Origin of the sequence: Mycobacterium sp., assembly GCF_040509115.1 — a bacterium.
Lineage (GTDB): Bacteria > Actinomycetota > Actinomycetes > Mycobacteriales > Mycobacteriaceae > Mycobacterium.
This window is the reverse complement of sequence record NZ_JBEVLO010000078.1, coordinates 1-13,458: the sequence shown is the minus strand read 5'-3', so window position 1 is coordinate 13,458 and position 13,458 is coordinate 1. Positions and strand designations below refer to the sequence as shown.

12 protein-coding genes and 1 pseudogene are annotated in these 13,458 nt (G+C 68.0%); 4 read left to right on the top strand and 9 right to left on the bottom strand.

What is annotated here, in order from left to right; genetic code table 11:
• Positions 1 to 1,122: acyltransferase family protein (locus tag ABW137_RS06675; RefSeq protein WP_526398144.1), on the top strand; the 1,122-nt coding region annotated here is incomplete at its 5' end.
• A 12-nt stretch (positions 1,123 to 1,134) separates the two neighbouring features.
• Here ABW137_RS06675 and ABW137_RS06670 read toward each other — a convergent pair.
• The 4 genes from ABW137_RS06670 to tpx form a co-directional block, all read right to left on the bottom strand.
• Positions 1,135 to 3,033 carry a fatty acyl-AMP ligase gene (locus ABW137_RS06670; protein WP_526398142.1) on the bottom strand — a complete coding sequence of 633 codons (1,899 nt, stop codon included), beginning with the start codon at positions 3,031 to 3,033 and terminating at the stop codon, positions 1,135 to 1,137.
• A gap of 67 nt (positions 3,034 to 3,100) precedes the next feature.
• Positions 3,101 to 4,132 (bottom strand): NADP-dependent oxidoreductase, encoded by a 1,032-nt coding sequence (locus ABW137_RS06665; RefSeq protein ID WP_526398140.1) that lies wholly within the window; start codon positions 4,130 to 4,132, stop codon positions 3,101 to 3,103.
• A 71-nt stretch (positions 4,133 to 4,203) separates the two neighbouring features.
• Positions 4,204 to 4,815, bottom strand: a complete 612-nt coding sequence (gene ripD, locus ABW137_RS06660) for an NlpC/P60 family peptidoglycan-binding protein RipD (protein WP_526398138.1) — start codon at positions 4,813 to 4,815, stop codon at positions 4,204 to 4,206.
• Between the two features lie 185 nt (positions 4,816 to 5,000).
• Positions 5,001 to 5,495, bottom strand: a complete 495-nt coding sequence (gene tpx, locus ABW137_RS06655) for a thiol peroxidase (protein ID WP_526398136.1) — start codon at positions 5,493 to 5,495, stop codon at positions 5,001 to 5,003.
• 96 nt (positions 5,496 to 5,591) lie between these two features.
• On the opposite strand from tpx, the gene tenA reads away from it, so the two are divergent.
• From tenA to ABW137_RS06640, 3 genes are all read left to right on the top strand, one after another.
• Entirely contained in the window at positions 5,592 to 6,263 is a 672-nt protein-coding gene (tenA, locus tag ABW137_RS06650) for a thiaminase II (protein ID WP_526398135.1), read from the top strand.
• A gap of 112 nt (positions 6,264 to 6,375) precedes the next feature.
• Positions 6,376 to 7,314, top strand: coding sequence for a R2-like ligand-binding oxidase (locus ABW137_RS06645; RefSeq protein WP_526398133.1), 939 nt, complete (start codon positions 6,376 to 6,378; stop codon positions 7,312 to 7,314).
• Between the two features lie 35 nt (positions 7,315 to 7,349).
• On the top strand, positions 7,350 to 8,033 hold the full coding sequence (locus tag ABW137_RS06640) for an SIMPL domain-containing protein (RefSeq protein WP_526398131.1): 684 nt from the start codon (positions 7,350 to 7,352) through the stop codon (positions 8,031 to 8,033).
• Positions 8,034 to 8,047: 14 nt separating this feature from the next.
• Here the strand turns inward: ABW137_RS06640 and ABW137_RS06635 are convergent, their stop codons facing one another.
• The 5 genes and pseudogenes from ABW137_RS06635 to ABW137_RS06615 form a co-directional block, all read right to left on the bottom strand.
• Positions 8,048 to 9,064: an NAD(P)/FAD-dependent oxidoreductase gene (locus ABW137_RS06635; protein WP_526398129.1), complete on the bottom strand. Its 1,017-nt coding sequence runs from the start codon at positions 9,062 to 9,064 to the stop codon at positions 8,048 to 8,050.
• The gene (locus tag ABW137_RS06630) at positions 9,061 to 9,570 is read right to left on the bottom strand and encodes an isoprenylcysteine carboxyl methyltransferase family protein (protein ID WP_526398127.1); all 510 of its coding nucleotides are present in this window, start codon (positions 9,568 to 9,570) and stop codon (positions 9,061 to 9,063) included. The genes ABW137_RS06635 and ABW137_RS06630 overlap by 4 nt, the downstream gene beginning before the upstream one ends.
• Before the next feature lie 4 nt (positions 9,571 to 9,574).
• Positions 9,575 to 10,633, bottom strand: a complete 1,059-nt coding sequence (locus ABW137_RS06625) for a type III polyketide synthase (protein WP_526398125.1) — start codon at positions 10,631 to 10,633, stop codon at positions 9,575 to 9,577.
• Positions 10,634 to 10,685: 52 nt separating this feature from the next.
• On the bottom strand, positions 10,686 to 12,971 hold the full coding sequence (locus tag ABW137_RS06620) for an MMPL family transporter (RefSeq protein WP_526398123.1): 2,286 nt from the start codon (positions 12,969 to 12,971) through the stop codon (positions 10,686 to 10,688).
• A 263-nt stretch (positions 12,972 to 13,234) separates the two neighbouring features.
• A pseudogene (locus ABW137_RS06615) lies at positions 13,235 to 13,458 on the bottom strand (GABA permease); the annotation flags it as partial.

Genomic DNA, 13,458 nt, shown 5'->3' with positions numbered 1-13,458 from the left:
CCGGTCTTCTTCCTCGTCGGCGGCTACGCCAGCACCGCATCATGGGCCGATCGGCGTGCTGCCGAACGGCGTCCGACGGACTGGGTTCGGCATCGGGTGGGCACGATCCTGGGGCCGACCACGGCGTACCTCGCCGTCGCGCTGGGGCTGGTGGCGGTGCTGGCCGCCGTCGGGGTCGGTAGCTCTCCCCTGGCCTTTGGCGGGTGGGCCGTTGCGATGCAGCTGTGGTTCGTGCCCGTCTACCTGGTGGTGCTCGCCTTCACCCCGCTGGCCGAAGCGGCGCACCGCAGATGGGGCCTGCGGGTTCCGGCGGCGTTGGCGCTCGCCGTGGCCGTGGTCGACGTGGTGGCCAGAGTCGCCGACGTCTCCGCCATCGGCGCCGCCAACTACCTGCTTTGCTGGGCTGCGATCTACCAACTCGGAATCTGTTGGCGTACGGGAACACTCACTGGACGACGGGCGCTGACGATCGCCGTGTCGGGAGCCCTCATCGTCGTGATTCTGTTGGCATTCGGCTGGTATCCGATCAGCATGGTCGGGGCACCGGGCGCCGCCGATCAGAACAACTTTCCCCCGACCGTTGCACTGCTCGCGTTCGGCGCCGCCCAGTCCGGTGCATTGGTCGCTGCGGCCCCCGCAGTGACGCGGTGGCTGCGGCGATCACGCCTGCGCAGACCGCTCGCAGTGGTGAGCCGCAATGTCATGGCGCTGTACCTGTGGCAGATGGTGCCCGTCGTCGTCGTGGCGCTCGTCGCCTACCCCGCCGGCCTCCTGCCGCAACCCGCCCTTGGGTCGGTCGGATGGTGGCTGCTCCGTGTGGGATGGGTGGCGATCCTCGCCATCGTGATGGCCGCCGGGCTGGGGTTGCTGTGGCTCGGGCGACGGGTCTTCGACCGGGCCCTGCCGACCATCCCGGTTCCCCTGCCCTCCTGGAGCGCGGCACCCCTGCTCGTCGTCGGCATCGCCGGCGCTGTGCTGGCCCTCGTCCCCATGGCGGTCCACGGGTTCGCACCCGGCGGACGCTTTCCCATCATCGAGGCGGCGGTATACGTCGTCGCGGTGGCCGTGCTGACCCTGACCCCTTCTACTGCCGAGGCCGTGCCACGCTCGGACGTGGAGTGACGAGCCCCCTCCTCAGCGGTGTCCGCCCAGCGTGCCGTCGAGGTACTGAGCCCGGCACGCGCGCCGCGCCAGCTTGCCGCTGGTGGTCCGCGGAATGGCGCCCGCAGGCACGATGCGCGCGTCGGAGACCGTCAGACCATGCCGCTGCGCGACGATCGTCTTGATCGCCTCGATGGCAGAACCGGGATCCGCTCGGCCGTTGCCCGCGGCGCGCTCGGCGATGATTACCAGGCGTTGGTGCGCGGCGTCCGACTCGACGACATCGGGCACCGCGATATCGGGCACAGCGACATCCGGCACCGCGACATCTGGCACCGAGAAGGCCGTCACGTACCCGCGGCGCACCATCGGTGAGGCATCGGCGGTCGTCGCCTCGATGAACTGGGGGTAGTGGGTGCGCCCATCGATCGCGACGAGGTCGGCCAGCCTTCCTGTGATGTAGAGCTCGCCATCGAGATGGACGCCGAGATCGCCCGTCCGCAGCCACCTTCCGGTTTCGGGTGCGCCGTCGGCGTGGCTGCCGTCGGTGAGCCTTGATCGCAACACCGCGCGAAACGTCCGCGCCGTCTCGTCAGGCTGACCCCAGTAGCCACGGCCAATGTTGTTGCCGTGCAACCACATCTCGCCGACCAGCCCGTCGGCGAGCTCATTGCCGTCGGGGTCGACGGCAACGGCCCACTCGCTGCGGGCGACCTGGCCCGACGAGACCTGAGCGACCGCACCGGGAGCATCGGCCGCAACGCGCACCGCAACTCCGGCGTCCAGTCGATCGCGGTCGAAGTACACCACCGTCGCCTCGGCCTTGGGATCCGTGGTCGCGACGAACAGCGTCGCCTCGGCAATGCCGTAGGACGGCTTGATGGCCGTGGACGGCAGACCGTACGGCGCGAACGCCTCGTTGAACGAGTTGATCGCCTCCATGCTGACCGGTTCGGACCCGATGATCATCACGACGTTGCTCAGGTCGACGTCCTCACCCGGGGCGGGCCGACCGCGCTGCGCGGTCCACTCGTAGGCGAAGTTGGGCGCCGCGGTGACCACGCGGCCGTCCCGCGACTCGGCCGACAACGCGTTGATCCACCGCTGCGGCCGACGGACGAATGCCGTCGGCGACATCAGGGTCGAGTGACCGCCGTAGACGGCGGGGAACCCGATCATCGAAAGACCCATGTCGTGGTAGAGCGGTAACCAGCTGACCCCGAAGGTGTTTCGGTCCAACAGGTCGATCGACAGGATCATCTGAATGAGATTCGTACCGACCGCCCGGTGGGTGATCTCCACGCCGACGGGGGGCCGCGTCGACCCCGAGGTGTACTGCAGGTGGGAGACGTCGTCCACACCGATCGCCACGGGGACGAACGCGTCGGCCTCCGAGTCGGGGATGGCGTCGACCACCACCACGCGCGGACGCCGCCCCGTCGGCAGCCTGCCCAGAAAGGACTCGACGGCTTCGGACGCCGTCGCCGTGGTGAGCACCACCGACGGCCTGGAATCCGCCAGCGCGGTGTCGAGGCGCTCGGCGTGGCCGGGCAGTTCCGGCGCGAACAGCGGCACCGCAATGTTGCCCGCCTTGACGGCGGCGAAGAACGCCGCGACGTACTCGAGGCCCTGCGGCGCCAGGATCGCGACCCGGTCCTCGCGCGCGGCAACTTGCTGCAGGCGGGCCCCGATCGCCCTCATCCGCACGCCGAGCCCCGCCCACGTCAACTCGACGGCGTGGCCCGCGTCCGACCGGGTGTAGTCCAGATAGCGGTAGGCCACGGAGGCGCCGACCGACGTGATGTTGCGGTCGATGAGTGACGTCAAGGTGACCCCCTGCGGCATCCGAACCCCACCGTCGGCGTCGAGGCAGTCTTCGATGCGAAGCAAGCCGTCAGGAGCCACGGATTCCCGTTCAGAACCGCCAGCCATGCCGACAGTCTATGGAAGTCAAGGGATTGCGATGGCTGGCGTTCTCGTCGCTACGACGTGAACATCGTCACGAACGGTGTCCGGGTGCCTCCACCCTGACCAGCATCTTGCCGATGTTGGCGCCGGTGAACAGACCGTTCAAAGCATCGACGCAGGACTCGATGCCGTCGTAGATCGTCTGCCGGTGGATGAGCAGGCCTTCGCGCTCCCAACGACTGAGCGCCGCGAACGCCTCATCGAACCGGCCCCACTCGTCGAGGGCATTGAAGCCCTGCATGGTTGCGGTCCTGGCCAGGATGTTGACGTAGTTGGCCGGACCGGGGTGCTCACCGGTCAGGTAACTGGAGATGACCCCGCACAGCACGACTCTTCCCTTGCGGGCAAGGCGGCCGAGCACGGCGTCGAGGATCGGTCCGCCGACGTTGTCGAAGTAGACGTCAACGCCACGCGGACACTGCGCCTTCAGGGCGGCAGGCACGTCGCCATCGCGGTAGTCGATGCAACCGTCGAAGCCGAAGTCCTCGACGACGGCTCGACACTTCTCCGGACCGCCCGCAATGCCGATGACCCTGGCCCCAGCGATCTTGGCGATCTGCCCGGCGATCGACCCCGTGGCTCCGGCGGCGGCCGAGACCACGACCGTCTCGCCCGGTTGCGGCCTTCCGATGTCGACCATCCCGAAGAAGGCGGTGGCACCCGTCGGGCCGTACACCGACATCACGGCCAACTGGTCGACCTGCGCGCCCGGGCCTGGAACGGGCGTGCTGAACAGGTCATCGCGAATGATCACGTACTCCTGAAAGCCCGACAGAGTGGTGACCACGTCGCCCACCGCGTAGGCATCGCAGCGCGACGCCACCACCTCACCGATGCCCGCGGCCCTGATCACCTCACCCAACTGGACCGGCGGCAGGTAGCTGGGCTGGTCGTTGAGCCACGTCCGTACGGCGGCGTCCATGCCCACGTACGTGGTGCGCAGCAGAGCCTCACCGTCGGCCGGCTCGGGAGCCGGAGTGGCCACCAGCTCGGTGTCGCCGGACTGGACCAGTCCGGTGGGCCGACGCCGCAGCAGGATCTGACGATTGATCAGCTGGGACACGCTGACGAAACTACCCAAGGCGCGGCCCGCTCACGGCGGGTTCGGGCGTCCCGCCGTCGTCCGCCTCGGCGTCAGGCGATGATCCTGCCCAGGTACGGGGTCATCTCGGTGGTCCGGACGGCCGAGACGCTGACGCCGGAGTCGGTGGTTTGCACCATCTGCCCGTTGCCGATGAACAGGGCGACGCTGTCGGCGCCGTCGGGTCCGTAGAAGATCAAGTCACCCGGGAGTGCTTGGGCGGGAAGGACTTTCTGCGCGACGGCGTACTGCTCACCCGACGAACGCGGGAGCTTGACGCCGACGCCTGCGAATGCGTAGACCATCAATCCCGACGCGTCGAATCCGACGACGCTCGCGGCAGGCTGCGTGCCTGGCAACGCCGTGACCGGTGGAGCGAGGACGGTGCCCGTGCCGGGATTGATCCCGCCGGTGTTGGCCAGCTGCTCGGTGCCCAGCGGGATGGCCGGGGCGGCGCCGATAGCCGGAGCCGGCGGTGCGCTGGGGCCCGAGGCGCCGCCGCCCCCGTAGCTGAACGGAACACCGCGTTGCGAGAGGGCCCGCTGAATCACCAGATCGATGGCCTGCTGGTTGCGGGCGGGCCTAGTCAACGGGTCGGCGGTCGCCAATCCCGGCGTCGCCACCAGCAGCGCGAGACTGATCGCAAGGGCGTAGACGCGTCTCATCCGAATGTCACCTCTCCGACCGCCAGCGCACCGCCATCGGGGCGGCGCCATCAGCTAACGGCTATCTGAGTCCAGTTCTACAACTTCGGATGTGCCCCAAGCAATTTGGATTCGGGTAGCGAACCAAGGAGATGCTCAACCGTGACCCGCCGGTGACTACCAGCGGAGACCCCGTCGCCGGCCGGTCAGCCCAGTGCCGCCAGCGCGGCGTCGTAATCCGGCTCCTCAGCGATCTCCGGCACCAATTGGGCGTAGGTGACGGTGCCGTCGGCGCCAATCACCACGACCGCTCGGCCCAGCAGGCCTGCCATCGGTCCGTCGGTGATGGTGATGCCGTAGTCCGCGCCGAAGCTGTCGCGGAAGGCCGACGCCGTCGTCACGTTTTCGATGTCCTCCGCGCCGCAGAACCGCTTCTGCGCGAACGGCAGATCGTTCGAGACACAGAGCACGGACACGCCGCTCGCCGCGGCGCGCTCGTTGAAGGTCCGGACGCTGGCCGCGCACACCGGGGTGTCCACCGAGGGAAAGATATTGAGCAACAGAGGCTTGTCGCGAAACTGATCGCTGCTCACGACGCCGAGGTCGGTGCCGGTGAGGGTGAAGCTCGGGGCAGAGGCTCCGACGGCGGGGAGCTCGCCGACCGTGTTGATGGGGTTTCCGCGCAAGGTTATCTGTGCCATGGACACAGTCTGCCAAGGCGCAAAGACTCCGGCCCGATCAGGGTCGGTGAACGGTGGACGGAGCCGCGGTCGTCGCCGCGGGTAAGTTCTGCTGCCATGACTCCCCAATCCTGGTCCGCACGGCTGTGGAACGAGATCGAGCCCACGTTCGCAGCGATCCTCGCCCACCCCTTCGTGACGGGTCTCACCGACGGCACCTTGGACGCAGATGTGTTCGCGCACTATGTGGCTCAGGACGTGCACTACCTACGCGACTATGCCCGCGCGCTGGCGCTGGTCGGCGCGCGGGCGCCGGGTCTGTCCGACACTGCGATGTTCGCCAGGCACGCCGCCGAGGTCCAAGAGGTCGAGCTTGCGCTGCACGGCGGCCTGCTTCCCGAACTGGGCATCGACCCCGCCACCCTCGACGCCGCCGAAGTCGCACCGACCACCCGCGCCTATACCAGTTATCTGCTGGCCACCGCGTACGGAGGCAGCTTCGCCGACGGCCTCGCCGCGATCCTGCCGTGCTACTGGATCTACCAACGCGTCGGCGCAACGCTCCTCGAACACGGCTCCCCCGACCCCCGCTACCAGCGTTGGATCGAAAGCTACGGCGGCGACGAATTCGCGGCGACCGTCGCCGAGGTCCTCGCGCTGACCGACCGCATCGGCGTCGGGCTGAGCACCTCGGACGAGGCCGCCGCGCGGGCGCACTTCGCGACGACGTCCCGGTACGAGTGGATGTTCTTCGACGCCGCGCACCGGCGGGAGAGCTGGCCGGTCTGAGCCGACGCTCGCGTTCGTCGAATCCGCCGCATCGGGTTCGTCGCGTGGAGGACGATGCCATCAGCAGTCCAACGCCGCTGCCCCTGCGGCGGGACCTGAGGAGGTCGGCACCATGACACGCACACGACTCGGCTCGCTCGGCAGGGGCGGTTTGAACTGGGACAGTCTGCCGCTGAAGCTCTTCGCGGGCGGCAATGCAAAGTTTTGGGATCCCGCCGACATCGACTTCTCCCACGACAGGCAGGACTGGCAGTCGTTGTCGGAGTTGGAGCGGGATTGGGCTACCCGTCTGTGCGCTGAGTTCATCGCCGGTGAGGAAGCGGTGACCCAGGACATCCAGCCATTCATGACCGCGATGCGCGCCGAGGGCCGGCTCGGCGACGAAATGTATCTCACGCAGTTCGCCTTCGAGGAGGCCAAGCACACCCAGGTGTTTCGGCTCTGGCTCGATGCCGTCGGGATCACCGAGGATCTGCACCACTATCTCGACGATCTGCCGTCGTATCGGAAGATCTTCAACGAGGAGCTCCCCGAGTCGCTCGAGGCGCTGGCGACCGATCCCTCACCGGCGGCCCAGGTGCGGGCATCGGCGACCTACAACCACGTCATCGAGGGGATGATGGCGCTGACGGGATACTATGCGTGGCACAAGATTTGCGTCGATCGAGGCATACTTCCCGGGATGCAGGAGCTGGTCAGGCGCATCGGCGACGACGAACGACGCCACATGGCGTGGGGCACGTTCACGTGCCGGCGCCACGTCGCGGCCGACGACGCCAACTGGGACGTCTTCCAGACGCGGATGAACGAGCTCATCCCCCTGGCGTTGGCCAACACCACCGAGGCGTTCGCACTCTACGACGAGATTCCGTTCAACCTGGAGATGGACGAGTTCATGCAGTACGCCACCGACAAGGGGATGCGACGGTTCGGAACGATCAGCAGTGCCCGGGGCCGACCCATCGGCGAGATCGACCTCGATTACTCGCCGCTGCACCTGGAGGACAGCTTCGCCGACGAGGACGAGAAGGCGTTGGCGGCGTCGGCGTGACGGGCCTGGTAGTCCCGTCGCGCTAGCTTGGAGAGATGCCGACCGAGATCACGGTGCGTGGATCCTTCGCCGCCTTCCAGCCACCAGAACGCGGGACCGTGCACGCCACGATCGCGTACGAGGGACCTGCGATGCAGCCGGTCTACGACCGCGTGGCGCGGGACTTGGAGGCCGTGAAGGCAACGGTGACCGGATTGAAGACCGGCGATGACGGTGCGGTCACGTGGTGGTCCGCCGACCAGCTGCGCACCTGGTCGAACCGCCCATGGCACAAGGACGGCAAGCAACTCCCCCTCGTCCATCACGCCAGCGTCGACGTACAGGTGAAGTTCCGTGACTTCAACGCGCTTTCCCGTTGGGTCGGCGAGCACGTCGCGGGCACTGAGGGATTCCGGGTAGCACGCGTCGCGTGGGCACTGACGGAGGCCAGACGGGACGGGTTGGTCCGCCACGTCCGCGCGAGTGCAGTCCAGGATGCGGTCGTCCGTGCCCAGCAGTACGCCGACGCGCTGGGCCTCGGCACCGTCAGCCCGGTCGCCGTCGCCGACGCGGGCATGCTCGGCGCCGGCCTTCAACCCGACGGTGGGCGCAGCGGCACGTACCTTCGTGCCATGTCCGCGCCGGCCGGTGCCGGCGGCGGTGCCAGCGACGTCGAACTGCTCCCGCAGGACGTCGAGGTCTCGGCCGCGGTCGACGCGCGGTTCGTCACCGAGGGGTAGCTCCGCGGGCGCGGTCAATAAGCCAGTTGATTGACCGCGGTGGCGAAGACCAGGGGCATGGCCGCCGCGGCAGGCACCAGGCGGGCCCGCACGCCTGCGTGCGCGGTTCCGCCGACGAGGCCGGCCGTGAGCGCCCGGTAGCGTCGCGTCACTCGACGCCACTGACGGTCGTAATCGCCTGGGCGGTCGGCAATCACGCAGTTGACCAACCGCTCGGCGGCACCGAACGCCAGACCCATCCCCTCCCCCGTCAGCGCGTCGATGTAACCGGCGGCGTCGCCGACGAGCAGCACCCGGCCCGCAGTTCGGTTGCGCGCCTTCTGCCGCAGTGGGCCTGCGGCCCGATCGCCGCCGTGCGGGAGACCCTGCGCCCGCTCCTTCAGCGCGGGGAACTCGTCGAGGTGACTGTCGAAGCCGCCACGGGTGGAGCTCAGGATCGCGATCCCCACGCAGTCGTCGGCAACGGGCGTGACGTAGGCCTCGGCGCCTGGCGCCCAATGCACTTCGACCGAGTCGGTCCACGGTTCGATCTCGACGTGCCTGCGGATTCCCCAGCGGCGCGGGCCGCGGGCGGGCTGAGAAAGGCCTAGCGCCTTGCGGATCGGCGAGTGCAACCCGTCGGCCGCCGCGAGGTACCTGGCCCGGTGCACCCCGGCGCGAACCGAGCTCTCGTCCTGGGTGATGGCTCCGACGTCGCCGTGGACGAATTCCACTCCGACGGCCTCGGCGGCGTCCCGCAGTGCCGAGTGCAGGACCGTCCGGCGAACGCCGAGTCCCGTACCCGCCCGGAACGTCGCGTCGACCCGTCGAGTGCCGTCGAGGTAGCTGATCCCGTGCAGCGGCCTGCCTTTCGGGGCGATGCCGAGCCGGTCCAGGTGGGCCAGGGTGTGCGGCATCATGCCCTCGCCACACGCCTTGTCGAGGGTGCCCGCGCGACGCTCGACGACGACGACCTCGAGCCCCGCCCGGGCGGCGTACAGCGCGGTGGCCAATCCCGCCGGGCCGCCGCCACCGACGAGCAGGTCGATCACGTCAAACTCGCGAGCGCCGCATTCTCGATCTTGATGCGGGTGCGCAACAACGCCGCGTTCAGCACCGTGAACACGACCGCCGTGATCCACGACGAGTGCACCAGAGGCAAGGCGATGCCCTCGACCACGACCGCCACGTAGTTGGGGTGCGGCAGCAGTTTGTACGGGCCGCCGGTCACGCGCGGGGCACCGGGAACCACGATCACCCTCGTGTTCCACTGCGGCCCAAGGGTGGTGATGCACCACCACCGCAACACCTGCGCGGCCACCACGATCCCCAGCATCGGCCAACCCAACGCCGGGATGAACGGCCGGTCGGCCAGCATCGGTTCGACGAGGCAGCCCACCAGCAGGCCGACGTGCAACACCACCATCACGGGATAGTGACCACCCCCCACCTCGGAGCCGCCATGTTCTCGACTCCACGCCCAGTTGCGTTTGGAGACGACCAGTTCCACGATTCGCTCGACGACGACCGCGAGAATCAGAACGACGTACCAGATCATCGGGTCACCGCCACCGCAGCAGGACGAGCTCGGAGCAGAAGCCCGGACCCATCGCCATCATCAGCCCCGGAGTGCCCGCGGTGGGACGCTTGGAGATGGTGTCGCGTAGCACGTGGAGCACCGACGCCGAGGACAGGTTGCCGACCTCGGCCAGCGAACGCCAGGTGAGCTCGAGGGCGTCGTCGGGCAGCCCGAGGGTGGCCGTGATCGCCTCGATGACCTTGGGACCACCGGGATGGCTAACCCAAGTTCCGACGTCGTCGACTGACATGTGATGGGCGGCAAGGAAATTCGTCACGTCCTCGCCGAGGTAGCGTTCAACGACCTTGGGCACGTCGGGCGACAGTACCAGGCGGAACCCGGTCGAGTCGACGTCCCATCCCATGGTCCGCTGCGAATCGGGGTACAGGTGGCTGCGCGAATCGAGCACGTCGGGTCCTGAGGCGCCGATCTCGTCGGCACGTGCGTCGCCAACGGCCACGACGGCGGCCGCTCCGTCGCCGAACAGGCTGCTGCCCACGACGGTGGCCATGGACGGATCTCGCTTGGGCACCAGCGAGCAGAGTTCCACGGCGACCAGCACGGCCACGTCGTTCGGCGCTCCGCGAAGGTAGTCGTTGAGTCGGGCCACACCCGCGGCGCCCGCCACGCAGCCCAGCCCGAACATCGGAACCCGTCGAACGTCGGGGCGCAGCCCGATTCGCGCGGCAATCCTGGCGTCGATGGTCGGCACGGCGAGTCCGGTGACCGTCGTCGAGAAGATCACGTCGACGTCGGCGGGCTGCAGACCGGCGTCCTCCAGCGCGCCAAGTACGGCAGCGCAGCCGAGTTCCACGGCGTGTTCGATGAAGATGTCGTTGGCCCTGCCGAAGTCGTTGAGCTCGGCGTAGTCCTCCAGTGGCAACACCATGTGCCTGCTGTCGACCTTGGCACTGGCGTGCAGCTTTCGGATGGGGTCGGCGTACTCGGCGTAGCCGGGGACCTCGAGCAGCGCCTCGGTCACCTCCGCCTGGGTGTAGCGATTCGGTGGAAGTTCTCCGCGTACGGCAGCAATCACGCTCATGTCACGCTCCTCTATCTCTTTCTTGTAGACACGGCACTCGTGACCGGTTGGTTCACGAGACCTGGAGTCCGGGGCGCGCGTCGATGACCGCTCCGGTTCGATGCGACTCATGGACTTGGTGGGCGGAATGGCCGCCCTCCTCCAACCCAAAACGGCTGTGCAGACGGGTGAGCCACTTCGGCGACCACCAGTTCCATTCGCCCATGACGTGCATGAATGCCGGCATCAGCACCATCCGCACCAACGTCGCGTCGGCCAGCACGGCGAGGGTCAGGCCGAGGCCGAACATCCGCATGAAGGACACCTCGGCGGCGATGAGCGCGGCGAATGAGATGGACATCACAACCGCCGCGGCCGTCACCACCCGCCCGGTACGGGCGATGCCGAGCGCAACGCTCTCGTCACTCAGGGCGTGGGCCCCGACGTCATCGGAGGTGACGGTGCCCGCGGCGCGGGCGGTCAGCCAGAACTCGCGGATCCGGGACACCAGGAAGACCTCGTAGTCCATCGACAAGCCGAAGGCGATGCAGAACAGCAGCACCGGGATGTTCGCGACGAGCGTGCCGGTCGGCGTGGTGCCAAGGCCGCCGAGGTGACCGTCCTGGAAGATCCAGACCATCGCCCCGAACGCCGCCGTCAGCGAAAGCATGTTCAAGACAAGCGCTTTCAGTGGCATGACCACACTTCCCGTCAGCAGGAACAGCAGCACGAACATGATCGCGGCGATGAGGCCCAGCACCAGCGGCAGGCGGGACGTGATGGCGTGCACGCTGTCGGCGTTGATCTGCGCGGTGCCGGTGAACAGCACCTCGCGGTCGTCAGGGCCTGCCACGGCGTGCAGGCGGACCAGCTGGTCCTCCGAACCGTCGGAGTAGAGCGGCGCGGTGCTGTACACGGTCAGGAAGGCGCTGTCGTCGACGACGGTCGGCATGGACACCGTGGAGACGTCGGGCACCTCGGCCAATTCGGCGGCGTAACGGTCGATCTCGTTGATGGCCAGGCCTGCTGCATCGGGGATGACGACGGTGACCGCGGTGGCGGAGCTGTCGACGAAGTCGTCGCGCAGCTGGTCGCCGACCTGGTGGGCGGATGCCGACGCGGGAAGCACGCGGTCGTCGGGGAAGCCCCACTTCACCCCGAGGAAGGGTGTGCCGAGCACCAGCATGAGGGTCACGACCGCCAGCCCGATCGGAACGGCGTGCCGCATTACCCGCTTGGTCCAGCGATACAGGAATGGTTGCTGGACCGGGCGGTGCAGCGCCCGCGACCTACCGAACAGTCGCCGTAGCTTCACCGCGGTCACCCGGTCCCCGAGCAACACGATGGCGGCCGGCGTGACGAAGAGCGCGGCCACGGCGGCGAACGCGACGGTCGCCACTCCGGCATATCCGAACGACTTGAGGAAGTGCATCGGGAACAGCACCATCATCGCCATCGACAGGGCGACGATGGTGGCGGAGAAGAGCACCGTGCGACCCGCCGTTGCCATCGTCGTCATGAGGGCGTCCTCGCGGGTGGCGCCGTCGGCGATCTCGTCGCGGTAGCGGCTGATGATCAGCAGCGTGTAGTCGATGGCCAACGCCAGACCCATTGCCGCACTGAGGTTGAGGGCGAAAATCGACACGTCCGTGAAGAACGTGACGCCGCGCAGGACGGCGAGTGAGCCCAGGATCGCCATGCCGCCGACGGCGATGGGTACGGCCGCGGCGAGAAGCCCGCCGAAGACCCACACCAGCACCATGAAGCTCAGCGGAATGGCCAGAGACTCCATCAGCAGCAGGTCGCGCTGGGACTGCTCGGTGATCTGGACGTTCACCATCGCCAATCCGCCGGCCCGCACGGTGACGCCGTCACGGTCATGGACCAATCGGTCCGAGAGCTCCTTGGCATACTCCTGCGACTTGCTCTCGCCGCCGGTTATCCCCGCCACGATGAGCCCAGCGTTCTCGTCCCTGCTGACCAACTCGGCCACGGCGGGCGGCGGGGCCGTCCACGCCGAGGTCACGGTGGTGACGTGGGGCGATCGTTCGAGTTGTTCGACGATGTCGGTGCCGACCGCGCGGGCGGGACCGCTGCGGTAACCGTCTGCAGTGGAGACGACGATCAGCATCTGCGCGTCGCCCTGGTCGAATTTGTCGACCATTAGCTGCGTGGCGCGAGCCGACTCGGAGGTGGGATCTTCGAATCCGCAGGCGCACAACGTCTTTGCGACGGGAACACCGAAGATGCCTGCGGCCAGCGTCACCAGCGCCGCGACGAGGATGAACCGACGTGGGGCGGCGACGGCCAGTCGGGCGATTCGACGCAGGACCGAACGGTCGAGTTGGGGTTGTGTCACGGTCGACTCCTGACGCAAGGCGCTATGTCAACGGCTGATGACTTAGGACCGTAAGCCAGTCTGGCGGCTATGTCAACAGATGGTGACTTGTGCTCAGGTAGGTCGGACGATGACGGATGCGATCGACGTCACGGGTCCGGCCGCGGGCTGCGCGAGCTTCGCCAATGGCCGTCGCCGACCGTGCGGCGCCAACGGCCATCGGGGGGCCGGACGTCAGGCGAGGGGACGTCCCTCGAGGTCGAGAAGGGGCGGTTACCCCTCGATCAGCGCTTCGATGCCGTGTGCTCCACCTCGCGGGCACGGCGTCGGTGGACGAACACCCCGGCGGCCACGATGAATGCGGCCGACACGACCGACAGGAAGATCGCCTGCTGTTGATCTGGATCGAATGCCATCAGCACCAGCACCGCGACGATGGCGACGATGACGACGATCGTCAGGTACGGGAAGAGCCACATCTGCACCGGTGCGCGCTCACCATCGGCGC